This window comes from Selenomonas bovis DSM 23594 (assembly GCF_000381005.1).
Lineage (GTDB): Bacteria > Bacillota > Negativicutes > Selenomonadales > Selenomonadaceae > Selenomonas_C > Selenomonas_C bovis.
In genome coordinates, this window is record NZ_KB908385.1 from 45776 (window position 1) to 72733 (window position 26958).

Genomic DNA, 26958 nt, shown 5'->3' on the forward strand with positions numbered 1-26958 from the left:
TGCTGCGGCACATCGTTTTCTGCACCTTTACGAACATGGACATCTTTGACACTATCAAAGCAGATGATGCGTGAAAAGTACACACATCTTTGCAAATATTATCAAATCCAGCTACATTCGTTCACATTCTGTTACATCCATCGCTGCATCATCTCGTAATTTTCTGTCAATTGCAAAAATCACGAAGAAAGATACCATCCCGCGGCCTCTCAGAACCACCCCAACAGATGATACATGCCATCCTGAAAATGTCTCTGCATTTCCCTTTATGTTTTTATATTTCTACAATGACCGAAAATTTCCTTCTTATTTTCTATAAAAAATTATCGTCTTCGCAAAAATATACGAAAATTAAATAGAAGGCATAGAAAGCCTGGCGCAGAGACGCAGCGCCGCTTCTGAGGGAATCATCGCCGACATCCCGCCGTTCCCGTGCGACAACATGACTCCATATCGACAAAAATCCCGCCGTGCAGCCGAATTGCTTCGGCTGCACGGCGGGATGATTCCTCTCAGGCGACGGTATGCGCCAAAGGATCTTTTCCGTACTGGTTGTCCCCCTGCACGCCCCGCAGAGCCATGAGACAGATTTGGAAAACCATCGCAGCAAGGCAGACGAGCTCATAGGCGACGACCGGCGCGCTGTCAGGCTCGAGTCCCTCGAGGAAGCGGCCGGCAACGCTCTGCCCCAAACCGTAGACGAGATAGACGACACCGATGGTCTTGCCATAGCCGAGATCGTGCAGACGCCGCACGACGAGCGTGTAGACGGCGACCGTCTCGAGCACGGAGACGGAGGACGTGATACCTGCCGCCGCGGTCTTGTCGCCCGTCGCGTAGAAAACAATAGAATAGACGAAGAGCGCGAGGATGAGGCAGATGACAGAGACCGCAAGGAAGCGCTCAATATAGCGCCTGCGGTTCAGCCTGCCCTCGCAGCTGAAAAATCCCCGGCGGATGTTCTCCATCGTGATGTCACTGCGCGTGATATTGTAAAGTGCCATAGGTTCTCCTTTATGCAAAGCCCTCAGCTTCGGCGTATTCCTCGACGGCCGCGCGGCAGACCGCGCTCACAAAGCCTTTCTGATAGAGGTTCGCCATCATCTTGCGCGGCTCAGCACTGCGTTTATACTTGAGCGCGAGCACGCGCAGTGCCGCCGCTTTCTCCCGCTCGTAGGTATCCGCGGGCACGCAGGCCTTGACGAGTTCGCTCGGAAAGCCGCGCTGCAGGAGCTTCATGACAATCTGCCGCACGGAGCTGCGGCTCTCGTTGTAGAGATAGGCGAACTGGCGCGCACAGGCGTCCGCGTCGTTTAGGTAGTGCTTCTCGACGAGGCGCGCAATGGCGGCCTCTGTCTCCTCCTCTGCGTAGCCCTTGCGCAGGAGCTTTTCCCGCAGCTTCGCGCTGCTATGCTCCTGGCGTGCGAGGAGGTCGACGGCATACATGAGCGCGGTCTTTTTCGCGCGAGGCTTCCTCGCGGTCTTTGCTTCCGCCGCCTGCTCACCCGGCAGCATTTCACTCATCATGTGTCACAGCGGCTGATGCCTGCGCCTTTTCCTGTTGCTGCCCCGTCGCATCTTCCGCCGGCTGCTGGCTCTCGATGAGCTTCGCGCGGATCTTGCCCTCGATCTCTTCCGCGAGCTGCGGATTGTCCTTGAGGGACTGCTTCGCGTTCTCCTTGCCCTGTCCGAGACGGTTGCCGTCGTAGGAGAACCAGGCGCCGCTCTTGTCGACGATCTCGAGCTCGACGCCCATATCAATGATACTCGAGAGTTTCGAGACGCCCTCGCCGTACATGATGTCAAACTCCGCCTGCTTGAACGGCGGCGCGACCTTGTTCTTGACGACCTTGATGCGCGCGCGATTGCCGATGATCTCCTGCCCCTGCTTGAGCGTGTCGATCTTGCGCACGTCGAGGCGTACAGAGGAGTAGAACTTGAGCGCGCGGCCGCCCGTCGTCGTTTCGGGGCTGCCGAACATGACGCCGACCTTCTCGCGGATCTGGTTGATGAAGACAACGACGGTGCGCGTCTTGCTGATGATGCCCGTGAGCTTGCGCATGGCCTGGCTCATGAGGCGCGCGTGGAGGCCGACGTGGCTGTCGCCCATCTCACCCTCGATCTCCGCCTTCGGCACGAGCGCCGCAACGGAGTCGACGACGACGATATCGATGGCGCTGCTGCGCACGAGCGCGTCGACGATGTCGAGCGCCTGTTCGCCGCTGTCCGGCTGTGAGATCAGCAGGTTGTCGATGTCGACGCCGAGCTTCTGCGCGTAGACGGGATCGAGCGCGTGCTCCGCATCGATGAAGGCCGCGATGCCGCCGTTCTTCTGTGCCTCCGCGATCATGTGCAGCGTGACGGTCGTCTTGCCGGACGACTCCGGGCCGTAGATTTCAATGATGCGGCCGCGCGGAACGCCGCCGACGCCGAGCGCGACATCGAGCGGCAGGATGCCCGTCGGTATGACCTCGATATTCATGTTCGCCTTGGCGTCGCCGAGGCGCATGATGGCACCCTTGCCGAAGTCTTTTTCAATTTTCTTCAGCGCATTGTCCAATGCTTCATTTCTGTCCATATTTCACTCTCTTTCTATCCTATCAGAGATAACGGATGTATACGTAGACGCTCGAAATCGCGACCGTGAGCACCATGACGGGAAACGCGATCTTCATGAAGCCGAGGAAGGAAATCTGCTTGCCGCGCTGCGCCGCCATCGAGGCAACGACGACGTTCGCGCTCGCGCCGATGAGCGTGCCGTTGCCGCCGAGGCAGGCGCCGAGTGCGAGGCTCCACCACATCGGGTCGAGGTTCGTGAGACCGAGCTGGCCCATATCCTTGATGAGCGGGATGAGCGTCGCGACGAACGGGATGTTGTCTATGAACGCGGAGGCGAAGGCGCTCATCCAGAGGATGAGCATGGCCGTCGCGTTGACGCTGCCGTTCGTGAGCTTGATCGCCTCGACGGCGAGCATCTTGATGACACCTGTCTCGACGAGCGCGCCGACGAGCACGAAGAGACCCGCGAAGAAGAAGATGGCCAGCCACTCGACCTTCGAGAGGACCTTCGCGATCATCGACTCGTTGCGCGTGTAGGTGATGAGCAGCAGCAGTCCCGCGCCAGAGAGCGCAGCCGTCGCCGTCTGCAGGCCGAGCGTACCGTGTAGCACGAACATCGAGATCGTGACAGCGATGACGAACAGGCATTTCTTGAGCAGCGCGGGATTCGCGATCTGGCTCCGCTCGTTGAGGCGCATGACCTTCTCCTGCAGTTCCGGCTGCGTCTTGAGCGCCTTCCCGTAGATGGCGATGAGCAGCGCTTCGACGACGATGAAGATGAAGATGCAGAGTCCCGTGAGGTTCCAGACGAAGTCCATGAAGTTCAGGCCGACCGCGCTGCCGATCATGATGTTCGGCGGATCGCCGATGAGCGTTGCCGTGCCGCCGATGTTCGAGGCGAGGATCTGCGATATGAGGTACGGCTTGACATCGACCTTGAGCTGCGCCGTGATGCTGAACGTGATGGGCACGGTGAGGAGCACCGTCGTCACGTTGTCGAGCAGGGCCGAGCAGACCATCGTGAGCGCCGAGAGCGCGACGAGCAGCGCAATCGGACGCGCCTTGACCTTTTTCGCCGCCCAGATGGCGAGGAAATTGAAGAGCCCCGTCTCACTCGTGATGTTGACGATGATCATCATGCCGATGAGCAGGCCGAGCGTGTTGAAGTCGATATGGCCGATGGCTGTCTGCTGGTCGATGACGCCGCAGAGGATCATGAGCATCGCGCCAAAGATGCCGACAATCGTCCGGTGAACTTTTTCCGAAATAATCAGCGCGTACGCCGCCACAAAGATGATGACGGCGATCGTCGTTGTACTCATCTCTTACACTTCCTATTCCTTGAGGAACCACTGATTCATTCGGCACTCCGTCTTCACGCGTCTGCACTGTCCTCTCGCCCTCGACCATCCTCAGCGTAGCTTCGGCTACGCCTGCGGTTTGTCTCCGAAGAGTACAGCGCATCCACGTAAATCCGGAGCACCTCATTTCATCAGCGGTTCCTTGACTTTTCCCGCAGGGCGTCCTGGCGTCCTGTGTCATAATGCCGCATTTTCAGCGTTATTTTTCCTTATATTTCGGTGTGATAAGGATGGTCTCCCCATCCTTTTTGACCTTGTAGGTGAACTTCGTGACGCCCTTCATGGCGAGCTGGAGCTTCAGCTCCGTGAGCGCCTTGCCGAGATCCTCCGTGAGCTTCGGCGTGAAGCCCGCGCGCCCGAGCTCGGCGGGCGGCTCGATGCCGGCCTGCGCACGCCGCCGCGCGTCGGCGGCCTTCTCCGCCTGGAGGAACTTGTCCTCCATCGTCTCTTCCTCCACCCAGTCCCGGAACATATCCTTGTCCGTGAGATTCTTCGGTATCTTTGGCATTGCTGTCACTCCTTCCGAGACGCCTGTCTTATTTTTTCTTCGCCTTGGCCCAGCTGTCGCGCAGGCCGACGACGCGATTGAACACGAGGTGCTCAGGCGTCGTATCGGGATCGACGACGAAGTAGCCCTCGCGCAGGAACTGGTAGTGCGTCCCCGCCGCCGTATGCAGGAGCGACGGCTCGACGAACGCATGCTCGATGGTTTCGAGCGAATGCTGATTGAGCGCCCCGATGAAGTCCTTCGGCACGTTACCGTCCGCATCCGTCTCGATGAGGTAGTCGTAGAGACGCACCTCGGCGTCAAGTGCCGTCTTTGCGGCCACCCAGTGGATCGTGCCCTTGATCTTGCGGCCAGCCGTCTTGCCACCCGTCTTGGAGTCGGGATCTACCGTGCAGCGGAGCTCTGTGATGTTGCCATCCGCATCCTTGACGACTTCCTCGCACTTGATGATGTAGGCATGCTTGAGACGCACCTCGCCGCCCGGCTTGAGGCGGAAGAACTTCTTCGGCGGCTCCTCCATGAAGTCCTCCTGCTCGATGTAGAGCACGCGCGAGAAGGGCACATAGCGCGCGCCGCCGTGCATCGGATTGTTGTCCGCGCGCAGCCACTCCTCCTTGTCCTCAGGGTAGTTCGTGAGTACGACCTTCAGGGGATGCAACACGGCCATCACGCGGTCGGCGTGCTCATTCAAGTCCTCGCGCACCGCGTGCTCGAGCATCGCAACATCGACGAGGCTGTTCGCCTTCGCGACACCGATCTCCTCGCAGAAGCTGCGGATGGCGGCCGGCGTATAGCCGCGGCGTCGCAGGCCGGAGATGGTCGGCATGCGCGGATCGTCCCAGCCGCGCACATAGCCCTCCTCGACGAGTTGGCGCAGCTTGCGTTTGCTCGTGACCGTATTCGTGAGATTCAGGCGCGCGAACTCGATCTGGCGCGGGCGCGTCATCGGATCGAAATCGAGCGCATCGAGCAGCCAGTCGTAGAACGGACGGTGTTCCTCGAACTCCAGCGTGCAGACAGAGTGCGTGATGCCCTCGATGGCATCGGAGAGCGGATGCGCGAAATCGTACATCGGATAGATGCACCATTTGTCGCCCGTGCGGTGATGATGGGCATGTGCGATGCGGTAGATGACCGTGTCGCGCATGACCATGTTCGGCGAGGCCATGTCGATCTTCGCGCGCAGCACCTTCTCGCCGTCCGCGAACTCGCCCGCCTTCATGCGGCAGAAGAGGTCGAGGTTTTCGCTGACGCTGCGGTTCCGGTACGGGCTTTCCTTTCCAGGCTCCGTGAGCGTGCCGCGGTAGGCCTTGATCTCCTCGGCCGAGAGGTCATCAACGTAGGCGAGACCTTTCTCGATGAGCTTCTCCGCGAATGCGTAGAGCTGGTCGAAGTAATCGGAGGCATAGAACTTGCGATCTCCCCAGGAAAAGCCGAGCCACTTGATGTCCTCCTGGATGGAGTCGACGTACTCCGTGTCCTCCTTCGTCGGGTTCGTGTCGTCAAAGCGCAGGTTGCAAAGGCCGCCGTTCGCTTCGGCCAAGCCGAAATTCAGGCAGATGGATTTTGCATGCCCCACATGAAGGTACCCGTTCGGCTCCGGTGGGAAGCGCGTATGGATGCCCTCCGTGTATTTCCCGTTCTTCAGGTCTTCCTCAATCGCATTCTGTATGAAATTTACCATGATGACAATAACCCCTTTATTGAGATATTCTTTCTATATCAGGGAGGCGATGCTCCCGCACAGCCATTTCGCAGGACACAGGCACATCCTCCTGCGCGCATTTCGCCGCCACATAGGACTTGACGCGCACGAAGCCAAGCGTGAGCTCTCTGCCGTGCGGCAGGGCATGGATGACCTTGTCGATGTAGCCCTTCCGCGCGATCTCGCGCATCGTCCAGCTGAAATAGATGTCGTAGACCCAGAGCAGGCGCACGACCTTGCGGTCGCCGTGCGTGCGGATGGCGTGATAGTCGGCCTGCCGCCCCTCGACGAGCGCGCGCACGAAGGCGGGGCTCACATCCTGGCTCCGCAACGACGCGACGAAGTTCGGTGCCGCCTCCGCGCCGCTCGCGGAAAGATATGGCGCGAGCACGCGGTAGATATCGAGCTTGTCCGCATCGCGCAGCATCTTCGCAAAGAGGAGAGATCGCGCGTCCTCCGTCGGCTCGATGGCCTTCTTGTTGTGGTTCTTGATGGCGAAGCGCACGAGCGCGCGATCCTCCGCAGCAAGACGCCGCATGAGCGGCAGCTCCGCGAGCACCTTGAGCGCGAGCGCCGCGTGATCCTCTGACTGCGCGTCGTTGAATGTCTTGTAGAGACTGTATTGGCGAAACCGCCCGACATCATGGAAGAGTCCCATAATCTCCGCGAGCTGCCTCCCATGCGCGTCGAGCCCGAGATGTTTCGCGAGCGCCACCATGTTCGCCGTCACATAACCCGTATGTGTTTCCTTGATGAGAATGCCCTGCATGACTTCCTTGTCCGCCGTGTAGAACGACTTCATATAGGCCGTCATCCAGGTATGCATTTCCCGCAATAACTGCTGCAAAAAGAACGCTCCTTTTCCGCCAGGAAAGCGCTGAATGAACCAGTGAATCCCCCGGGCATTCCGCCCTCCGGTATTGCCGCGCAGACTGCACCGCTATACCGCCTATTATACTACGTTACTCTTTTCGCGTCTATGCTTCGCGCGCATCCTCGTCCCGGCATCGCCTCACACCATGCCAGCTCCGGCGGCGCTTCCTCAGCGCTACCAGAGCTCACGGCTCATCTGTGGCAGGCGGCGCGAGCAAGCCCGCGCGTGCGAGCGCCGCGCGGATATCCGTCACCGCCGCGTCATCTGGTGCCTCAATCGTATGGAGATGCACACCATCCGTGAGCAGGGAGAGCGGCGGCGCGGCCATCTCCTCCATCTGCCGCAGGAAGGCCGCCACGTCCCTGCGGCTCTCTAGCATGAGATCCGCGCGCAGCTCGCCGTAGACGGGATGCGCGACAACCACATCGCGTACGCAGGCGCCACCGTCGACGATGATATCGAGTTCCTCGCCCATCCTCGCCGCCGTGTGACAGCAGGCAAGCGTCGCCATCACCCCCTGCCTCTCCCGCCGCGGCAAGAGATAGCCGCGCGGCGTCGCGAGAATGGCTGCGCCCTCGGCGCGCAGGATGCCGATATCCCCCACGATGATCTGTCGGCTCACGCCGAACTTCCGCGCGAGCGCGCTGCCCGTCAATGGTTGCTGCGCCTGCGTGAGCAAGGCGTAGAGCTGCGCCCGCCGCTCCTCCGTCGTCATGGAAAATCCCTCCTCATCAAAAAAGCTCCGAGGAAACCTCGGAGCTTGTCTGCAAATGGTGCGTCAGGGGGGATTCGAACCCTCGACCCACGGCTTAGAAGGCCGTTGCTCTATCCAACTGAGCTACTGGCGCGGCTGGTCGGGATGACAGGATTCGAACCTGCGACATCCTGCTCCCAAAGCAGGCGCGCTACCAAACTGCGCTACATCCCGGTGATCGTTGGCTGCATAAATCACAACGAATATTATACACATTCAAAAAGATGATGTCAAGAAAGGACTGTCACAAGCAAATCCGCCCTGTGCACCACCTGCTTCCCTTACCGCCCACGCGGCAGTTCTGAACGCAGTTTCGTCTCAGACGCGCCGCCGTGCCAGCCGGGGCACCTTGGCAAACCGCGCCTGTCAGAGTCCCCATCTCCTCAGCCGTCACTCCCCACGAGCTGGCGGCGCATCATCTCCTGCATGAGCTCGATGGCACCGCGCCCGACGCCGGTCTCCCGGGCGACATCTGCAGGCGACCAGCCTGCGAGGAGCAACGCGCGCACATGTGCTGCACTTGCACTCGTGTCCTGTACACTTTCCGCCCCTTGCGGCGCAGTTGTGTCCTCTGCTTCCTTCGGATGAACAGCCTGCGCGAGATGCGCTGCCTGCTGGATCGCCTCCGAGGACGCCCGATAAGTCGCAGGCGCGGTTCGCCCCTCGAGCTGCCGCTCTTCATCGCGCGCGATGGAATGCCTGAGGACGCTCGTGAAATCATCAGCATCGACGCGCTCGACAGGCGCAGGCAGTGCCGCGCCGCGCGCCGCCGCAGCACCGGCCGCCGCCGCCCGCAGCTCTCCCATGAGCTGCGAAACGAACTGTTGCTCGCGCCGCGCCTCCTGCTCAGCCGCCCGCAGTTCCTCTGTCTGCGCGTCCAGCGACTGCGAGAGCGTGTGCAGTTCCGTCAGGCGGTGATCGAGCGTATCCGCGCGCCGGTCAGCCTCCCGGATCAGCGCCTCCAAGCGTTCGACATGCTCGCCGAGACGCCCGATGATTTCGCTGCCGGAGCGCTCGAGTTCCTGCTTGAACTGCAATGTAGAACGCTCTATGTCTTCCTGCTCTTCCTTCTGTCGATAGGGCAGCTGCTTGCGCCGCTGAAGGAACTTCGACAGGCCGACAAGGGCCGCGCCCACAAGAATCAGAAGCGCCATAAGGTACGTCATCAAAATCATCAAACTCCCATCACGTCAGGAACGGCCGCTTGCCAGGCTAGCGATGCGCAGCGAACCGCTCCATACTGCAACGATGCGGAAAGAACCGCTATGCCTCGAGAAAATATCGTCGCGCAACGTTTGTCACGCCTCGGCGCAAATGCCAAACAGAACCAGCTTGCGGAAGGAACGGCATTCTCCTTCCGTCGACACGCATTTCCTCAGCGTACCATTTTCTCGGCGTATTTTTCAAAGCGAGATATCGAGGTGGTGTCCACGCGCAGGATCGACGGCGAACGCTTCCTCCTGCGCCTCATCTTGCTCTTCTTCCTGCCTGTCCTGCCGGCCGCTGTAGCCACCCTGCCCACGTTGCCGGTCGGGATTCTCCTTGATCTTCCCATCCTCGGCATGATTCTTCGTGCGGACCTGTGTTTCCTTCCGTTTGGCATCCGCCTTCTCGCGCAGCGCCTCAAAATCCTGTTGCATGGCGGATGCCTGGTTGAGGTTATGTTGCACCTGCTGGGCATCTGAGACGCGCGGCACTACCATCTGCATGCTGAGCGGCGTGACATCCATACGCCATTCCTCCTTCTCCTCTGCGCGCTGCTCCCACTGCGCGCAGCCGCCTGATCCTGCATTGGCTGCATCAATAAGGACCGATGGTCACCTCATCATCCTGCACAGTAAGCGTGCAGCCGCGCGCCTCCGTCTGGAAGCTCCGCTTGATGGAATTGACAGAGACACTGACGCCAGGATAAATGATATCTGCGACGCGAATCTTGCCGTCTTCCATCTTTCCGAGTTCCTCTTGCAGTTCCTCTATGAGCTTTTCCTCGCGCTTGATCTTCCCCGCAAGAGGAAACTGCGAGCGCGTGAGCGCCGCAATCTGCGCGATGCGGTTCTCTGGCAGACGCGAAGTATCGATCTTGGAGAACGTATTGAGCATCTGCGTGATCTGCGAGAGGCGCTGCTTGTCCTCCTTGTACTCGCGGCATGCCTGCTGATAGCGCTGCGAGAGTGCGGGATTCACGCCGACGACAAGCTTCGTCACGACGAATGCCTGATTGCCGACGACCTTCGCGCGAATCTCCTCGCCTGCCGCGATATAGCCACCTGTAATCAGGCCGCGGCGATCCTCGACAACCACCTTCTTACCCGCCTTGATGGTTGAATGCAGGACGGCGTCAGCGATGTAAATATCGCGTCCGGCCTCCACGAGCGCATTCTCCGCAAACGCAGCGCGGACATCTTCCTTCGCAGTTATCTTGCCGCGCCCCTGCCCCGTGATACCACCTGAGATGAATACGTTGCGTCCCTCGACATCCGCCCCGCTCACAAAGCCTGAGACCTCGACATCGCCCGTCGCCTTGACGACGAAGCCGGCGTCGATATTGCCAGAGACCTGGACACTGCCCACAAAATCTATGTTGCCCGTACCTACACCGACACTGCCGGAAATCGAGAGATGCGGATCGATGCCGATGCGCTTGCCGTCCTCAACGATCTGACCGTCGATGAGCGCGTAAATCTTGTTCTCCTCACGAATCTCTGCGTTTTTCCCGACCGTGAGCGGAATGGGCTTGCCGTTGCGCGCCGGTACAGGAAAACCGAAGACATCCTTGCCTTCCTGCCCATGCGTCTGCGGAATACGCTCCGCAAGCAGCTGGCCGGCCTTCGCGAGCACGAAGAGATTCATATCCTTATAGTCCACACGATCCGACTCGATGATGCGCGGGCGTCCCTTATAACTGAGGTCGTATTTCTTCTCGATATGGGCGTCTGCTCCATTGACTGGCGCTACGCCGCGCGCTGCGACGAAACTGTCGAGTGACTGCGCTCCCTTTTCGATGGCAGCCTCATCGATACCGTAGACAACGCCCTTCTCCTTGAGCGCCTGCCGCACCATGTCGGCTGTGGGACAACGCGTGCCTTTCTTGAGGTCGAATCTGATGGTCGCCGTAATCTTGTCACGGCTGACATCGACATCGATGCCCGCATATTCCTCCGCGGCATCATGTGTCGGCAAGATGGCCTTATTGTTGACCTCAGCTTCGCTGGCAATCCCGTCGCTGCTCACGACGCGGCTCGAAAGTTTGACCGGCACGCCGTCTGCCTTACGCACCGTCTTGGCCAGCGTCAGGATATCATAATCATCGACTCCGTAGTCCGCGAGTATCTGCCTCATGTCAGAGAGCTCGTAGAGAATGGAGCTTCCCGTCGTCGGGCAGACGGTAAAGTAGACACCATCCGGACGAAATTCAAACAAATAACCTGCCTTTTCACTGCCTACGGCGGGGTAATGCTTTTCTTCCTCCATGAGTGACCTACCCCCTTTCTGATGTAGCACATCATCCTTCCCTCTACAGCGTCTTGTCCGCATTGTGCAGCTACAGAAGGTTCGCCTTCATGCGGGCCAGCGAGCCGCGCAGTCGGAAGACCGCCTTCGAGTGCAGCTGAGAAATCCGCGCCTCTGTAAGATGCAGGATCTTGCTGATTTCCTTGAGCGTCAACTCATCATAATAATAAAGCGAGACGACGATGCGTTCCTTCTCGGGCAGCCGGTCAATAGCCGCCGCCAGTGTCTCTTTGATCTCCGTCGCTTCAAGTTGCGCGCTCGGGCCACCGTCTTCTGCAGCCTTTTCCCCGCCGCCCGCCAGATAATCATCGAGAGGAATGAGTGTTGCTGCACCGAGTTCACGGAGCATCACGCGGTACTCTTTTTCGCCGATGCCCATGCGCTCGCGAATCTCCTCGTCGGTTGCCTCTCGGCCCAGTTCGCTCGCAAGCTGGGCTGAAACATCGCTGTACTTGCGGATACGCTGACGCATCGTCACAGGCATCCAATCCTTCGCCCGCAGGTAATCGAGCATCGCGCCGCGGATGCGTACACCCGCATATGTCTCGAACTTGTTCCTGCGCGTCGGATCGTAGCGCTCGATCGCATCGAGCAGGCCGAAGAAACCGCTCGACAGCAGGTCATCACGATCCACATGGCTTGGCAGACCGATGGCCAGCCGCCCCGCCACGAGACGCACGAGCGGCAGGTAGTGCTCGATGAGCGCATTGCGCTGCTCGATGTCTTGCTCCTTCTTATAAGACGACCAAAGGGCTTCGATATCCGCCACAGCTTTTGACGCCGAAGACGCCTCTTGGCTCACAGTCTCTCCCATCTCTCGCACACCTCCCCTGCTGCATAGAAACCGCGTAGAAATTCCTCTAGCACGCACCCTCAGAAATGCAAGTCAGAATCCTTGCGTAGACAAGCGCCGCGGTCGGCATGCAGATGAACCAGCGATTCTCTAACATATTCCCTAGTGTTTCCCGTCAGCCAGCTGTCTTTCCTTCTTCCGGTACCGTCTCTATATGTGTCAGTCCATCCGCCGTGAGCGGCTGAAACGAGGCTGTCTCCGCGTCAGATATCTCCTCTGCCTCCTGCTGCGGTGCGGGGCGTTCTTCCGGCGCGCCATCGTCCTCCTCAGGCGCATCGGTGCGCTCCTCTGCAGCAGCAGATGGCGCAACGTCTTTCTCCGGCAATTCCAGATTGCGATCGAAGCCCACAATCCCCTTGGCCTCCAGCAGGAAGAGCACGAGCCAGGAAACAGCCCCCGCGAGGAAGAAACCGACGAGGCTGCGCAGGAAAACCGTGCTGATGCGCGCGTCACTGACAAGCGCCGCAAGGAAGACGACGAGCGCCGCAATGACAGCCAGCACGAGAGACATACCTACCTTGAACAAACTTCTCACCTACACATTTCCCAAAGCCGACAGCGCTCCGCGCTCCAGTGATTCCGTGCGTGGAGGCTGAAGGATGCCCCATCAGATTTCCTTTTCGCCCTTATCGATGGTCTTGACGTGATAGCTGCCGCTCTCGAGATTGATGGAGACCGTGCGGCCATAGGTGCCGCCCGTATCCTCAGCGACGATGGGGATACCCAGCTGTCCCAGCACTTCCTTTGCGGCCGCGGCATTGCGCGCGCCGACGCGCATGATATCCGTCGCATTCGCGAAAGCAAACATCTGTGCACCCCCCGCCATCTTTGCAACGAGACGTTTTTTCACCGCTCCGAGCGCGAGGACATCCTTCAACATGAGTGGCAAACCTGTATCAGCGAATTTGGCGGGGTTGTCAGATGGACGTGCCTGCTTGCTGTCCGGCAGCATGATATGCAGGAGCCCTCCGACCTTTGCCTGCGGGTCGTAGAGGGATATGCCGATACAGGACCCCAGTCCATAGCTGATGATCGTCGCTGGACTGCGGCCGACTTTGTAATCGGCCATCCCAACCCTGATTAATTCGGCCATGTCATTCAACTCCTACTGCTGCGATTAGTGTCTCCAGAGATCCGGGATCCGGTACGAGGAAGAAATGGCCGTTGATGCCGTCGTCCTCCGCGAGGAACTCCGTCTCCATGACGAGTGCCTGATCGCCCATCTGTCCGAGCTGAACGAGTACGACATTCAGGATCGCGCCTGCCATATCCATTGCCAGTGCCGGTATTGACGGAAGCATGGAAATCTGCGTGAACGTATAGAACGCATTGAGATACGCTCCCGAGAGGATGTTGCCGATCTCCATGAGAGCAGACCCATCCATGTAGTCGAGTTTCACCGTCTCTCCATGCTTCTTCCCCATGAGCGTATCCACGAGATAGTAGGCGCTCTTCTGCGGCAGCAGGAAAAGGATGTTGCCTGGTGCCTTGCCGTAGACGCGCAGGAAGATACCGACGACGATCGCATCCGGGCCGCCGACGAGGTCAGGCACCTGGTCGAGCGGGACCATCGAGACGCGCGGCACATTCATATCGATACGCCGGTTGATGATCTGGGAAAGCGCCGTGGCGGAATTGCCTGCGCCGATGTTGCCGATTTCGCGCAACGCATCGATCTGAGCGGGGGATAACTTGATTTCATCAGACATAGAACGACACCTCATCTATACACTGGCTCATTTTCCTTCTTTAGGCAGGCCGATGATCTCCTCCAGGTTCAGCATAATGATGAGCCGTCCGTCAATGTTGCCGATGCCGCTCAGGAAGCGCGTGAGCTCCTTGCCGTTGATAGCCTTCTTGGCATCGATGGGTTTCGCCGTGAGCGTGAGAACCTCTGTAACAGCGTCGACGAGCATGCCGACATGGAGGTCGCCCACCGTGACCGTCACGATGCGCGTATCCTGCGTATACGGCGTCTCCTCGAGACCAAGACGCTCCTTGAGGTCGATGACCGGCAGCACGCTGCCGCGGAGATTGATGACGCCCTTGATGAAATCCTGGGCAAACGGCACACGCGTGATGTCCGTGAGATTGCGGATCTCCTGCACATTGAGGATGCTCACGCCATACTCCTCATTGCGGAGCTTGAAAGCAACGACCTGCAGGCTTTCCTCGGTCGCGACGTTATTGTTCTCGTTGTTAGCCATGTTGTTACCTCCCCTTACTGCATCATCGTGGCGACATCAAGAATGAGGGCGACACGGCCATCGCCGAGGACGGTTGCACCCGAGAACATCTTGAGTCCTGTGAACAGGCTGCCAAGCGTCTTGATGACGATCTCCTGCTGGCCGATGAGATTGTCGACGACGATGCCAGCTTTCGCATCGCCTGTATGTACGACGACGACGAAGGTTTCATCGGAGTCCTTGACATGCGGGACCTGGAGCATCTTCTCCATGCGGATGATCGGAATGATCTCGCCGCGCAGGACGATGACCTCCTTGTTCTGGACGGTCTTGATCTCGCTCTCCTGGATATTGATGGTGCTGTCGATGGAGCCGAGCGGGATGGCGTACATCTCTTCCTGCACCTTGACGAGCATCGCCTGGATGATGGCGAGCGTAAGCGGCAGCTTGATCTTGAAGACAGAGCCCTCATCGATCTTCGTCTCGACATCGACGTGTCCGGAGAGCGCCTCGATCTTGCTGCGCACGACATCCATGCCGACGCCGCGGCCAGAGATGTCAGAGATGTGGTCCGCCGTGGAGAAGCCCGGCAGGAAGACGAGGCGCACAGCGTCCGCGTCGTCCATCTTGTCGGCTTCCTCCTGGGAGATCATGCCTTTCTCGACAGCCTTGGCGCGGATTTTCGCGGCATCGATGCCGGCACCGTCATCCGTGACCATGATGACGACATTGTTGCCCTCGTGGCGCGCGATGAGGCCGACCTCGCCTGCACGCGGCTTGCCTTTCGACTCACGCACATCAGGCTCCTCGACGCCGTGGTCGCAGGAGTTGCGCAGGAGGTGCATGATCGGATCGCCGATCTCATCGATGACGGTACGGTCGAGCTCTGTCTCCTCGCCCTCGATGGTAAGGTTGATTTCCTTGTTGAGTTCTTTTGCGATGTCGCGCACCATGCGCGGGAAACGGTTGAACACCGAGCTCACCGGCACCATGCGGACTTTCATGACGATATTCTGGAGGTCTGTCGTCACGCGGTCCATCTGCTCGAGCGTCTCTGTGAGGTCCGCGAGCCTGTGCGTCTGGCCGATCTGCTCGAGACGCACCTTGTTGATGACGAGCTCTCCCATGAGGTTCATGAGCGTGTCGAGCTTCTCGATGTCGACGCGCACGGACTGGCTGTGATGTACCTTCTTCGCAGGAGCAGCAATCGCCTTTTTCGCTGGCGCAGGCGCTGCCTTCTTCGCAGTCGGCGCGGGCGCTGCAGCCTTGGGCGCAGGTGCAGCAGCGGTAGCCGCTGCCGCTTTCTCCTCCGCCGCGAGGTCGATGACATTCGTCTCGACCTTGGAGATTTCGGAGATAGAGTTCACGGCGTCCTGCACGGCTTTCTCCTCAGCAACCGTGATGATGATGACATCGAAACTGTGGTCGAACTTCTCCTGCTCGAGATTCTCAGCGCTCGGCACGGATTTGATGACATCGCCGAGCTCGTCGAGTGCGTTCATGACCATATAGGAGCGCGCGGACTTCAGCAGACAGGTCTCCGCGAGTGTCACGCGCACGTGGATGGCCTGCATGCCCGTCTCTCGCGCCTGCTTGATGACATCCTTGTCGACGTCTGTGAGCTCGATGGAGATCTTGTTTTCCGCAGGTGCTGCGGCAGCCGCAGCCGCCGGTGCAGCCGCCTGTGCCGCGGCCTGATCCGGCTTCGAGATCGAACTGAGTTTCTTGACGAGGTCGGAGACATCGACGACATCCTCTGCCTCGCCGTTGCCGACGCTATCGATCATCTGTCCGAGCGAATCGACGCACTTGAAGAGCGTGTCGATGATATCCTCGTTGAGCTTGAGCTGTTCCTTGCGGATGAGGTCGAGTACATCCTCCATCTCATGCGTGAGCTCAGCGATCTTGTTGAAGCCCATCGTCGCCGACATGCCTTTGAGCGTATGCGCGTTACGGAAAATCTCATTGACGACGGAGGTATCCTCCATATTGTCCTCAAGGCTCAGGAGTCCATCGTTGAGCGACTGCAGATGCTCGTGCGACTCGTCGAGGAACATGTCCATGTACTGATTCGTATCCATATTTGTACTCCCCCTAAATTTATCGTTCGACTGCGGCAACAATCGCACGTGCGATGTCAGTGACCGGCCGGATCTCATCAGCGAGTCCGGCGTCTACCACGGACTTCGGCATACCGTAGACGACGGAAGTGCTTTCATCCTGGGCGATGGAATAGCCGCCCTCGGCCTTGATCTTCTTCATTCCTTCTGTGCCATCCGAGCCCATCCCCGTCATAATGACGGCGACGAGACGCCGCCCGATGGGAGCTACGGAATCAAACAGCACGTTGACTGCCGGCCGATGGTTCCCAACGGGGGGATCCTGGCCGAGCACGATCTTGCGCGCGCCGCCGCTCACGCTCACGCGCATATGATAATTCCCCGGTGCGATATAGACACAGCCGGATCGGATGATATCGCCATCCTCCGCTTCCTTGACATGGACAGCGGACAGGGTATCGAGCCGCTGTGCCAAGGATTTCGTGAATCCCGGCGGCATGTGCTGGACAACGACGACACCGCAGGGCAGGTCTTTCGGCAACCGCGTAATCACGCTCTGGAGCGCCTGCGGTCCTCCGGTCGACGTGCCGATGGCCACGAGTTTCCCGCCAGCTGCTGGCGAGGCCGTCTCTACAGGCGGCGTACCACGCGGCGTAAGCACCTTGGCACGCGGCTTGAGAAGCGGATTCTCTCGCTTGCCCGAAACAAAAGGTGATGTCTGCCACCGCGGCGTTCCCCCTGGCATTTCATGCGACGCGTGCCTCGGCAGATCAATATGCCGCATGACAGGTTTCTGCTTCTCGCGTTCCTTTTCCGCGCGCGCGCTCGCCACGGCTGACCTGACATTCGCTTTGGCCGCCGTACGGCATTTCGCGAGGATATCCGCCTCGATCGTATCGATGCGGGAAATCGAGCCGCCCGCCTTCGAGATGAAATCAACAGCGCCTAGCGAGAGTGCGCGGATGGTCTCATCCGTTCCTTCCTTCGTCAAGCTCGAGAGCATGACCACAGGCATCGGATGAATCTCCATGATGACGGCGAGGGCATTGAGCCCATCCATGACCGGCATCTGCACATCCATCGTCAGGAGATCCGGATCATACTGCTTGACCTTCTCGATGGCATCCCTGCCGTTGATGGCCGTACCGACGACCTCGAAGTCCGACTGTGCCGCGAAAAGATCCGATAATACCTTCCGCATGAACGCAGAATCGTCAGCAATCAATATTCTGATCATCCAGCCCACCCCTTAGAAAACCACTGCTGTATCCGTCTCCGCAGATGTGGAGGCTCATGCAGCCAGCGGCCTTAGATGCTTCCATTGAGTCCCTTGGCAATCGCCCGGCGCTGCTCACTGAACAGGTAGCGCACGATCGCGTTGAGCGTGCGCCGTGACAGATGCTCCAGGAACAGGCCGACATGGTAGACGGCATGCTCCTCATCGAGCATCACGCACTGACAGCGGGCCACACGCCCCATGATTTCCAAAGTACCGACATTCGGGATGTCGAAGATCTCGAGCGCCATCTGGCTGTCCACTTTGACCGCCTGCGACATCACGATCGCGATGCCATTGCCCGAGAGATTGAGAGAGCGCGTCTCTATGGCATCGCCAATCGATCCATCCTCCGCGACGAGCCGCGCACGGACGCGCAGGTCGACGCGCACACGCACGAACTCGCGGTTCTGATGCCGCTCGACAGTCTCCGGACGCGAAACGAGCCAGACGGGAAGCCTCCCATCCTGACGCGCCGTGCCGAGATATGTCGCGAAGAAACGATAACGGCATTGCTCTCCCACCGCCAGTGCATACACCTTGCTGCCCTTGCGCGGGATGACGGGCACACGCTGTTTGTTGACGGGAAGCGCCACCGCAATCCTCTCGGGCGTGAGATCCTCGATGCGGCTCGTATAGCGCTCGTCATCATTGTCAACGAAGAACTCCAAGCGCTGCCCTATCTTCAGAACATCCTTTGCTTTTATTATTTCGCCTGCCATGGGAAAGCTCCTCCGTGTTTAACGTGAAAAATGAAAAATTTGCTGCAAAAATCCTCTCCAGCCTCTTCGCACCGCCATCGTCGTTCCGTAGAGAAGGCTGTCTGCCATCGCCCGCACACAGCGTGAGGCGATGGCCTCCGGCTGAAAAATCAAGAACGGCATCTGGCGGCGCACGGAGCGCATGACAGCCGTGTCCTCGTAGACGTAGCCGAGGCAGCCGACATCGAGTTTCAGGAAGCGCGAGGCCGTCTGCGTGAGCTTCGCGACGACATCGCGGCTTTCCCGCTCGTCGTAGACGCGGTTCACGATGAGCGAGAGATCCGGCTCCGGTGCATACATGCTGTACGCCTTCATGACCGCGTAGGCATCTGTGAGTGCCGTCGGCTCCGGCGTCGTGATCAGCAGGACCTGATCTGCCGCAAGGATGAAGTCCATGACATTCTTGCCGAGTCCCGCCCCTGTATCGACGAGGATGATGTCCGCGAGTTCTCCCGCCTCCATGAGCTTTACGAGGAGCTGTCCCTTTTGTGCGCCGTCGAACGCCTGCGCTTTCTCGATGCCTGAACCGCCTGAGATATAGTCTACCCCGTAGGGCCCATGCACGAGAACATCGGCGAGCTTGGTCCCATCCTCGAGCAGGTTGAGCAGATGCTTCTTCGTCGAGGAGCCGAGCACGACCTCGACATTTGCCATTCCGAAATCCGCATCGATGACGAGAACGCGCCGCCCTTTCATGCCGAGCGCGATGGCGAGATTCACCGTGAGATTCGTCTTCCCGACGCCGCCCTTGCCACTCGTGACGGCGATGACGCGCGCATTGTCCCTGACCGGTGACTGCACCGTCTCGGGTCTCTTTTCCACCAGCTTCCTAAGCCGCTCTGCCTGGTCCATATCATTCCCTCAGCAAGAGATCCGCGAGCGCTTCCGGCGTCGCGGGAACAATATCATCTGGCACGCTCTGCCCGTTTGTCAGGAACGAGAGCGCGACCTCCTTCTGATACAGGAGATTGAGAATCATGCCTACGCTCGCCGTCTCATCCGTCTTGGTGAATACGATGCAATCCGGCTCGCAGACGGAGAATTTCTCAAGGATATCCGCAGCATCGCGGTTCTTCGTCGTCGCGCTCATCACGAGATGACGCTCGATGCGCGGATTCGCCGCGAGAAAGTCGACAAGCTCCTTCATCTGGAACTCGTTATGCTGGCTGCGCCCCGCCGTATCGATGAGGACAAGGTCCTTCTGCCGGAACTTGTGCAGCGCCGTCTGGAGTTCCTGAGGCGTATAGACGATCTCGAGCGGGAGTCCGATGATGTCTGAGTAGGTCTTGAGCTGCTCGACAGCGGAGATGCGGTAGGTGTCCGCCGTGATGAGCGCGGCGTCGACGCCCTGCTCGAGCACGAAGCGCGCAGCGATCTTCGCGAGCGTCGTCGTCTTGCCCACGCCCGTCGGGCCGATGAGTGCGACGATGCGGCAGCCGTGCTGGTTCAGCCGGATGCCATTCGCAAATGTCATATGTGCCTTGAGATAGTCCGCGAGAACGGCGTGCGCCTCCTCTGTGAGGCTGTCCCGCAGCGTCTCGCCGGCCGCGGCAGCGCCTGCAAGATCCTTGAGAATGGCCTCGTCGACCTCCTGCTCCTTGAGCGCATCCTGCAGCGTGCGCACGCCCGCCGGCTGCTCCTTGGCCATGACCTGCGCGAGCAGACTCTTCATCTGCGTGAGCTCAGCCTGGAGATCCTGTATCTTCTTCGCGTCTGCCATCTGTGCCTCGCCGCCTGCCTTCTCTGACTCTGGTCCATCGCCTTCTACAGCGCGGATGTCCGTCTGCTCCGCCCGCGCGTCTGCCTTGATGATGCGAGGGTTTGTGTTCTCCTGCTGTGCGAGAGACTGCACGAGTGCATCGAATCTTTGCTGCGCCGCCCGCTTCTCCTCAGCCGCCTGAGCTGCCGCCTCGCTGACGGAACGCGCCTTTCCCGCAGACGCTGCCGTCGGCTGCGCCTGACGATACTGCTGCATTGCCTGGCTGGTTCGCGCGGGCGTGACAGGAGGCAGTTCACTGCCGTCAGGCCTGGAGACGACATCGAGCTTCTTCTTCGCCCGCGGCTTCTGCGCGGCCGGTGCATCTTCAAGCGCTGCCGTAACCTCTACGACCTCTTTGGCTCCGATGCCGAGGATACCACCCTCACGGTATTTTTTTGTGTGGAGGATGACAGCATCTGCCCCCAGCTCCGCCTTGACCTGCTGCATGGCTTCCTTCACGGTCGCTGCCTTGTATACTTTGATCTGCACTTAGATTTTCACCACCCCAAGAATCTGAATCTCGACGCTTTGCTCGATCTCCGCTTGCGAAAGCACGATGATGCCTGGCACGGAACGCTCGACGAGCTTGCGGAAATAGAGGCGGACGGCCGGACTCGTGAGCACGATGGGCTGATAGCCCATGTTCGTGAGCTTCTGCAGCTCGTTGTTCAGCGAGTCGATGAGCTTCTTCATTGAGTCTGGGTCGAGGCTCACGTAAGAGCCGCGGTCCGTGCGCTGCACGCCGCCCGCGATGCGGTTCTCGAGCGCCGGGTCGAGCGTCACGCACGGCAGCTGACCATTCTGCACATTCGCCTGCGTGATCTGGCGCGCCATCGCGTGGCGCACGTACTCCGTGAGGATCTCCGTGTCCTTCGTCGCGCGTGCGTAGTCGGAGAGCACTTCGAAGATCGTCTCCATATCGCGGATGGAGATCCGTTCGGCGAGAAGGTTCTGCAGAACTTTCTGCACCTCGCCGACGGTGAGCAGGTCGGGAACGACCTCCTCGACAAGCGTCTTGTTCGTCTTCTTGAGGTTGTCGACGAGGTTCTGAGCCTCTTGTCGACCGAGAATCTCGGCCGCATGGCTCTTGATGACCTCCGTGAGATGTGTCGCGAGCACGGAGACGGCGTCGACGACAGTGTAGCCATTGAGCTCCGCCTGCTCACGCTCGCTCTCCGGAATCCAGAGTGCCGGCAGGCCGAACGCAGGCTCCGTCGTCTCGATGCCCGGAACTTCCTCGAACACTGTGCCGGAATTCATCGCGAGGTAATGGTCGAGCATGAGCTCACCCTTGGCGATCTCGACGCCCTTGAGCTTGATGATATAGGCGTTTGGTTTGATCTGGATGTTGTCGCGGATGCGGATGGTCGGCACGACAAGGCCGAGCTCGAGCGCGCACTGGCGACGGATCATCACGATGCGGTCAAGCAGATCGCCGCCCTGCCCCGTATCGACGAGCGGGATAAGGCTGTAACCGATCTCAAGCTCCATCGAATCGACCTGCAGAAGAGAGACGATGTTCTCCGGCGAGGTCGCCTTCTTTTTCTGTTGCTGCTGGACGGATTTTTCCGTCTTCGCCTCCTGCGCCGCCGTCGCCGCCGTGCTCTGCTTCAGCGCGCGGCCGATGAAGAAGCACAGAACAGCCAAGACGGAGAACGGGATGCCGGGCAGGCCGGGCACAATGGCGAAAAAGGCGAGCACGCCAGAGAGGATGAAGAAGATACGGTCATTGCGGAAAAGCTGCGAGACCATATCCGCGCCGAGATTCCCTTCCGCGCCCGCACGCGTGACGATGAGGCCCGTCGCCGTCGAGATGAGCAGCGCCGGAATCTGCGAGACGAGGCCCTCGCCGACGGTGAGCAGCGTATACTGCTGGAGCGCCTGCAGCGCGCTGAGATTCCTCTGCAGCATGCCGATGACGAAGCCGCCCGAGATATTGATGAGCATGATGACGATGGCCGCGATCGCATCGCCCTTGACGAATTTCGAGGCGCCGTCCATCGCACCGAAGAAATCCGCCTCGTGCTGAATCTTCTCGCGCCGTACCTTCGCCTGAGCATCCGTAATGGCGCCCTGGTTCAGGTCGGCGTCGATGGCCATCTGCTTGCCGGGCATCGCATCGAGTGTGAAGCGCGCCGAGACTTCAGCGACACGCTCCGAACCTTTCGTAATGACGATGAAGTTGATGCCGACAAGGATGATGAATACGATGAAGCCGACGACAGGATTGCCGCCGACGACGAAATTGCCGAACGCCGTGATGACCTCGCCCGCGTAGCCATCGAGCAGGATGAGACGCGTCGAGGAGATGTTGAGCGCGAGACGGAAGAGCGTCGTCACGAGCAAGAGCGACGGGAAAATCGAGAGATCAAGTGCCTCCTTGTTATAGATGACCGACATCACGACGAGCAAAGCAATCGTGATATTGAGGCAGATGAGGAGATCGAGCAGCAGCGTCGGCAGAGGAATGATCATCATCACGACGATGATGACAATAGCGACCGCAATGAGCACATCACTATATTTCTGAATGAAGCTGCCCTTGCCGAACACGCCGGCCGTCGCAGCAATCTGTGGTGCAGCCATAAAACACTCCTTATCTCCAAACACTTCGCAAACCATGCGCACAAACCTGCTGAAAGAGCACGTATGCCCACGCTGACCGCAAAGAGCCGCCCGGGGCTCCTAGGTATCATCAACTATGATGCCCCACAGGCACCGCCTTGCCTCAGGCCCTGCGACGCCGATGTTTCAGTCGATAGACATAGGCGAGCACCTCCGCCACCGACTGATAGAGTTCGCGCGGCACGCTGTCCCCCACCTCGGTCGAAGCATAGAGCGCCCGTGCGAGCGGCCGATTCTCGACAAGCGGCACATCATTTTCCCTGCCGACGCTCTTGATCTTCTGCGCGACGAAATCCGCGCCTTTCGCGACGACAACAGGCGCCGTCATGCCCTTCTCATACTTGAGGGCCACCGCGAAATGCGTCGGGTTCGTCACGATGACATCCGCCTTCGGCACCTCCTGCATCATGCGGCTCATCGCCATCTGACGCTGCTTCTGACGAATCTTCCCCTTGATTTGCGGATCACCCTCTGTCTGCTTGAACTCGTCCTTGACCTCCTGCTTCGTCATCTTGAGGTCCTGCGTCGTCTGCCATTTCTGATAGCCGAAGTCGAGCACTGCCAGAACGAAGATCACGCCGATGACCTGAAATGCGAGCGTAAAGATGATCTCTGACATCTTCGCGAGCGACGTGCCAAGGTCATAGAAGATGAACTGGGGCATCGTGAAAATCTCATCTTTAAGATAATTATAGATGAAAAAACCGATCACGACAATCTTCAGCACAGATTTCACAAGCTCCACGAGCGAGCGTTTCGAGAACATGCGCCCGACGCCATTGATGGGATTGAGGTTGTCGAATTTCGGCTGAATCTTCTCGGCGCTCACATTGAGCCCCACTTGGAAGAAATTCACGGCGAGCCCCACCACCATGACCGCGAGCATGATGGGCATTGCCGTCTTCACGAGGATGACGCCCATGCCGATGAACAGCTGGATGACGTTCTCGACATCGACATTCTGGTTCAGATGACCGAAGATATAGATCGTATACCCCGCGATGTTCGCATAGATCTGCTCCCAGAGCGCCTTGATGACGAAGAAGCCGATGAGCAGCACGAATGCCGTGCTGAGTTCCTGGCTCTTGCCAACCTGGCCCTTCTTGGCGGCGTCCTGGCGCTTCTTCGCTGTCGGCTCCTCGGTCTTGTCGCCATCAGCAAAGCGCTGCAGGGAAAAATGGAAGCGCGCCTGACCGCGCGCGAACCGCTCCTCCCTACTGCAAAGCCTGCAGGGCAATGGATATCTTTCCATACATTTCATTGAACAACACATCCAGGAACATCACATAGAATGGCAGCAGCATCGAGAGCACGCCGACGCCGACCATGAGCTGGAGCGGAATGCCGACGACGAAGATATTCATCTGCGGCATCGTGCGCGCGAGGATGCCGAGCGCGACATTCACGAGCAAGATGGCGAACGTGACAGGCATGGCGATCTTCATGCCCGTCACAAAGATGCCATTCGTGAAATCCACGAGGAGCATCGTAAGCGACAGGTTCGGCTGCATGGCTGCAAGCGGCACCATGCGGAAGCTCTCAGCAAGCGCGGTGATGATGACGTGATGGCCATTCGTCACAAGGAACACGATGATGCCGAGATTATAAAGAAGACTTCCGATGAGCGGAATCTGCTGACCGGAAGTCGGGTCCATGACATTGACAACAGCGAACCCCACCTGCATGTCCATCACCTTGCCGGCCATATGGATGGCAGAAAAGCAGACATAGGCGATGAAGCCGATGAGCCAGCCGATAAAAAGCTCCGCGAGCACCGATCCTGCGAACGCCCAGACAGACGGCGGCGCAGCCACCGTACCAAGCCCGTCCACGACGGGGAACAGCACGAGCGTGAATGCAAAGGCCGCTGCCGCGCGTATCGTCACAGGGATGTTCAGGCTGCCGAAGAAAGGTGCGATCATGAAGATGCCGCTGCACCGCGTGAGCATGAGCAGGAAAACCGCCGCATGATCCTGGGCAAGCGTAAAGAAATCCATGCCTCACACCTCATCCGATATAACTTGGCAGATTCACGAGCATGTTCGTCACATACTCCACCATGATGCTGAGCATCCACGGTCCGAAAATCAACACCGCCACGAAAACGGCGATGATTTTCGGGATGAACGCGAGCGTCTGCTCTTGGATGGACGTCGTCGCCTGGAAGACACTGACAGCAAGACCGACGATGAGGCCGAGGCCGAGCATCGGTGCCGAGACGAGGAGCACCACCATGAGCGCCTCCTGTCCGAGCTGTATCACGAGATCCCCCGACATGCGACTTCCTCCCGAACCATGAATCTACTTAAAGCTTACGATGAGTGACTTGATGAGCAGATGCCAGCCGTCCACCATGACAAAAAGCAGGATCTTGAATGGCAGCGATATCATCGTCGGCGGCAGCATCATCATGCCCATGGACATGAGCGTGCTCGCGACGATCATATCGATGACGATGAACGGGATGTAGATCATGAACCCGATCTGGAACGCCGTCTTGAGCTCACTGATGATGAACGCCGGTATGAGCGTGAGCGTCGACACATCCTCCTGCGACTCCGGACGCTCCGCGTCGGAGAGATTGACGAAGAGCGCGAGATCTGTCTCCCTCGTCTGCTTGAACATGAACTCCCGCATCGGTGCGGCTACGTTCTCCACCGCCTGCTCCTGCGTGATCTGTCCTGCAAGATACGGCTGAAGTCCCTGCTCATTCGCCTGTCCCCAATATGGCGCCATGATGTAGAACGTCAGGAAGAGGGACAGCGCGATGACCACCTGGTTCGGCGGCACGTTCTGCGTGGAAAGCGCATTGCGCAAAAAACCGATGACGACGACGATGCGGACGAAGGAAGTCGTCATGATGAGGATGCTAGGCGCGAGCGTGAGGATGGTCAGAAGCGCCATGATCTGAAGCGTCACCGAGACATCCTGCGGGCCATTTGCCTGCCCGATGCCGATGTTGACACTTGGGACAGCAGGTGCCGCAAGCGCCGTCTGCGGCAGAAACGCCAAAAGCCCCCATGCAATCAAGACGCCAAGGGCAAGGACATATCTCCGACCGTTCAAAAACGACAACTCCCTCTCCACTGCACCATCACGATAAAACACCTGCGAACTTCACTTGCGGAAACGCGCGACGAAATCCGAAAGCGCGCCGAGCTGCGAGGAAAAGAGCGTACCGTCGAGCTTTTCCGGCAGCACGGCACTCGCCCGCTCCAGCGCCTCGATCTCCTCACGGTCCTTGATTTCCGCCAAAAGCGATACATTCTGCTCAGTCACGCCGAGCAAGAACGTCCGTCCCGCGAGCTCAACGACGCAGGCCGAGCTCTTCGGCCCCAGCGGCAGCTGAACGAGCACGCGCCCGCCGCTCTTCATCAGCGACCTTCCGAACCTGCCGCCCAAGAACTTCGCCACGAAGTACGCCATGGCGAGCACGAAAGCAAAGATGACGAGGAGGCTCAGGAGATACGCCAGCGTCGACCACCAGGAAACAGCCGTCGGCTTCGGATCGGCATTTTCATACTCCGCGAGATAGCCGGAGGAACTGCCGGCATCCGCTGCCAGCCCCACGGAGGGCAGAACAAAGAAGCAGATGGCAGCAAGCACCGCCATCCACATCCAATTTTCCTTATTCATCAGCCAACTGCTTTGCGTACGGCCTCGAGCACACGATCGGCCTGGAACGGCTTCACGATGAAGTCACGCGCGCCCGCCTGGATGGCCTCGATGACCATGGCCTGCTGACCCATAGCGCTGCACATGACGATCTTCGCATTCGGGTCTACCTTCTTGATTTCCTTGACAGCGCTGATACCATCCATCTCCGGCATCGTGATGTCCATCGTGACGAGATCCGGCTTGAGTTCCTGATACTTCTCCAGTGCCTTCATACCATTCTCCGCCTCGCCGACAACCTCATAGCCGTTCTTCGTGAGGATGTCCTTTACCATCATTCTCATAAAAGCTGCATCATCAACAACCAATACGCGTACTGCCATGTTTCATCTCTCCTCGTCAATAGAAAAATATCACGATTGTCTATTCTCTCTGTACTTCACCAAGAAGCTCCCGCGGGCAGAGCCGCCGACAGCTCCTCATACAAGGGCGGACGCACAGCAGCCGCAGACGGACACCTGCACGCACGCCCCATGTATAGCTTCATTATAG

At 59.0% G+C, this 26958-nt stretch carries 28 protein-coding genes and 2 tRNA genes; all 30 read right to left on the bottom strand.

All coding sequences use genetic code 11. The annotated features are described in order from the left end of the window. Window positions 1–512 precede the first annotated feature (512 nt). The 30 genes from F599_RS0105060 to F599_RS0105205 all read right to left on the bottom strand — a co-directional run bounded on the left by F599_RS0105060 (window position 513) and on the right by F599_RS0105205 (window position 26789). On the bottom strand, window positions 513–1004 hold the full coding sequence (locus F599_RS0105060; protein WP_019542440.1) for a DUF805 domain-containing protein: 492 nt from the start codon (window positions 1002–1004) through the stop codon (window positions 513–515). Between the two features lie 10 nt (window positions 1005–1014). Next, the gene (locus F599_RS0105065; protein ID WP_020700500.1) at window positions 1015–1524 is read right to left on the bottom strand and encodes a regulatory protein RecX; all 510 of its coding nucleotides are present in this window, start codon (window positions 1522–1524) and stop codon (window positions 1015–1017) included. Further along, window positions 1517–2578, bottom strand: a complete 1062-nt coding sequence (recA, locus tag F599_RS0105070) for a recombinase RecA (protein WP_019542442.1) — start codon at window positions 2576–2578, stop codon at window positions 1517–1519. Before recA ends, F599_RS0105065 begins: the two co-directional genes overlap by 8 nt. 22 nt (window positions 2579–2600) lie before the next feature. Further along, window positions 2601–3881: an ArsB/NhaD family transporter gene (locus F599_RS0105075; protein ID WP_019542443.1), complete on the bottom strand. Its 1281-nt coding sequence runs from the start codon at window positions 3879–3881 to the stop codon at window positions 2601–2603. A 238-nt stretch (window positions 3882–4119) separates the two neighbouring features. Next, window positions 4120–4428: a hypothetical protein gene (locus F599_RS0105080; RefSeq protein ID WP_019542444.1), complete on the bottom strand. Its 309-nt coding sequence runs from the start codon at window positions 4426–4428 to the stop codon at window positions 4120–4122. Between the two features lie 28 nt (window positions 4429–4456). Beyond that, entirely contained in the window at window positions 4457–6112 is a 1656-nt protein-coding gene (locus tag F599_RS0105085; protein WP_019542445.1) for a glutamine--tRNA ligase/YqeY domain fusion protein, read from the bottom strand. A 16-nt stretch (window positions 6113–6128) separates the two neighbouring features. Then, a complete protein-coding gene (locus F599_RS13645; protein ID WP_081626332.1) occupies window positions 6129–6980 on the bottom strand; it encodes an HD domain-containing protein in 852 nt (283 codons plus the stop codon). Between the two features lie 211 nt (window positions 6981–7191). Continuing rightward, window positions 7192–7722, bottom strand: a complete 531-nt coding sequence (locus F599_RS0105095) for a transcription repressor NadR (protein ID WP_019542447.1) — start codon at window positions 7720–7722, stop codon at window positions 7192–7194. Window positions 7723–7778: 56 nt separating this feature from the next. Further along, window positions 7779–7855: transfer RNA gene (locus F599_RS0105100), tRNA-Arg, on the bottom strand. Window positions 7856–7858: 3 nt separating this feature from the next. Next, window positions 7859–7935: transfer RNA gene (locus F599_RS0105105), tRNA-Pro, on the bottom strand. Between the two features lie 209 nt (window positions 7936–8144). Beyond that, window positions 8145–8930 carry a hypothetical protein gene (locus F599_RS0105110; RefSeq protein ID WP_020700502.1) on the bottom strand — a complete coding sequence of 262 codons (786 nt, stop codon included), beginning with the start codon at window positions 8928–8930 and terminating at the stop codon, window positions 8145–8147. A gap of 234 nt (window positions 8931–9164) precedes the next feature. Continuing rightward, a complete protein-coding gene (locus F599_RS0105115; RefSeq protein ID WP_019542449.1) occupies window positions 9165–9491 on the bottom strand; it encodes a hypothetical protein in 327 nt (108 codons plus the stop codon). Window positions 9492–9561: 70 nt separating this feature from the next. After that, window positions 9562–11232 carry a DUF342 domain-containing protein gene (locus F599_RS0105120; protein WP_019542450.1) on the bottom strand — a complete coding sequence of 557 codons (1671 nt, stop codon included), beginning with the start codon at window positions 11230–11232 and terminating at the stop codon, window positions 9562–9564. A 70-nt stretch (window positions 11233–11302) separates the two neighbouring features. Beyond that, the gene (locus F599_RS0105125; protein WP_019542451.1) at window positions 11303–12085 is read right to left on the bottom strand and encodes a FliA/WhiG family RNA polymerase sigma factor; all 783 of its coding nucleotides are present in this window, start codon (window positions 12083–12085) and stop codon (window positions 11303–11305) included. 154 nt (window positions 12086–12239) lie between these two features. After that, window positions 12240–12650, bottom strand: a complete 411-nt coding sequence (locus F599_RS0105130) for a hypothetical protein (protein ID WP_026327835.1) — start codon at window positions 12648–12650, stop codon at window positions 12240–12242. An 81-nt stretch (window positions 12651–12731) separates the two neighbouring features. Further along, window positions 12732–13217: a chemotaxis protein CheD gene (locus F599_RS0105135; protein WP_026327836.1), complete on the bottom strand. Its 486-nt coding sequence runs from the start codon at window positions 13215–13217 to the stop codon at window positions 12732–12734. A gap of 1 nt (window position 13218) precedes the next feature. After that, window positions 13219–13833, bottom strand: a complete 615-nt coding sequence (locus tag F599_RS0105140) for a chemotaxis protein CheC (protein ID WP_019542454.1) — start codon at window positions 13831–13833, stop codon at window positions 13219–13221. 27 nt (window positions 13834–13860) lie between these two features. Then, entirely contained in the window at window positions 13861–14331 is a 471-nt protein-coding gene (locus F599_RS0105145; protein WP_019542455.1) for a chemotaxis protein CheW, read from the bottom strand. 14 nt (window positions 14332–14345) lie between these two features. Then, complete coding sequence (locus tag F599_RS0105150) at window positions 14346–16391, bottom strand: chemotaxis protein CheA (RefSeq protein ID WP_019542456.1); 2046 nt, start codon at window positions 16389–16391, stop codon at window positions 14346–14348. Between the two features lie 19 nt (window positions 16392–16410). Beyond that, window positions 16411–17607, bottom strand: a complete 1197-nt coding sequence (locus tag F599_RS0105155; RefSeq protein WP_020700503.1) for a protein-glutamate methylesterase/protein-glutamine glutaminase — start codon at window positions 17605–17607, stop codon at window positions 16411–16413. A gap of 71 nt (window positions 17608–17678) precedes the next feature. Then, window positions 17679–18368, bottom strand: coding sequence for a flagellar brake protein (locus tag F599_RS0105160; RefSeq protein WP_026327837.1), 690 nt, complete (start codon window positions 18366–18368; stop codon window positions 17679–17681). Window positions 18369–18386: 18 nt separating this feature from the next. Then, complete coding sequence (locus F599_RS0105165; protein ID WP_020700504.1) at window positions 18387–19259, bottom strand: MinD/ParA family protein; 873 nt, start codon at window positions 19257–19259, stop codon at window positions 18387–18389. 1 nt (window position 19260) lies between these two features. Then, window positions 19261–20655: a flagellar biosynthesis GTPase FlhF gene (gene flhF, locus F599_RS0105170; protein WP_019542460.1), complete on the bottom strand. Its 1395-nt coding sequence runs from the start codon at window positions 20653–20655 to the stop codon at window positions 19261–19263. Then, complete coding sequence (gene flhA, locus F599_RS0105175; protein ID WP_019542461.1) at window positions 20656–22752, bottom strand: flagellar biosynthesis protein FlhA; 2097 nt, start codon at window positions 22750–22752, stop codon at window positions 20656–20658. Window positions 22753–22894: 142 nt separating this feature from the next. After that, the gene (flhB, locus tag F599_RS0105180; protein ID WP_081626333.1) at window positions 22895–24052 is read right to left on the bottom strand and encodes a flagellar biosynthesis protein FlhB; all 1158 of its coding nucleotides are present in this window, start codon (window positions 24050–24052) and stop codon (window positions 22895–22897) included. Continuing rightward, the gene (gene fliR / locus F599_RS0105185) at window positions 24006–24788 is read right to left on the bottom strand and encodes a flagellar biosynthetic protein FliR (protein ID WP_019542463.1); all 783 of its coding nucleotides are present in this window, start codon (window positions 24786–24788) and stop codon (window positions 24006–24008) included. Before fliR ends, flhB begins: the two co-directional genes overlap by 47 nt. A gap of 10 nt (window positions 24789–24798) precedes the next feature. Further along, window positions 24799–25068 carry a flagellar biosynthesis protein FliQ gene (gene fliQ / locus F599_RS0105190; protein WP_019542464.1) on the bottom strand — a complete coding sequence of 90 codons (270 nt, stop codon included), beginning with the start codon at window positions 25066–25068 and terminating at the stop codon, window positions 24799–24801. A gap of 24 nt (window positions 25069–25092) precedes the next feature. Next, the gene (gene fliP / locus F599_RS0105195; protein WP_051081666.1) at window positions 25093–25821 is read right to left on the bottom strand and encodes a flagellar type III secretion system pore protein FliP; all 729 of its coding nucleotides are present in this window, start codon (window positions 25819–25821) and stop codon (window positions 25093–25095) included. Window positions 25822–25908: 87 nt separating this feature from the next. Then, the gene (locus tag F599_RS0105200) at window positions 25909–26427 is read right to left on the bottom strand and encodes a FliO/MopB family protein (RefSeq protein WP_071592848.1); all 519 of its coding nucleotides are present in this window, start codon (window positions 26425–26427) and stop codon (window positions 25909–25911) included. Then, on the bottom strand, window positions 26427–26789 hold the full coding sequence (locus F599_RS0105205; RefSeq protein ID WP_026327839.1) for a response regulator: 363 nt from the start codon (window positions 26787–26789) through the stop codon (window positions 26427–26429). Before F599_RS0105205 ends, F599_RS0105200 begins: the two co-directional genes overlap by 1 nt. Window positions 26790–26958 lie beyond the last annotated feature (169 nt).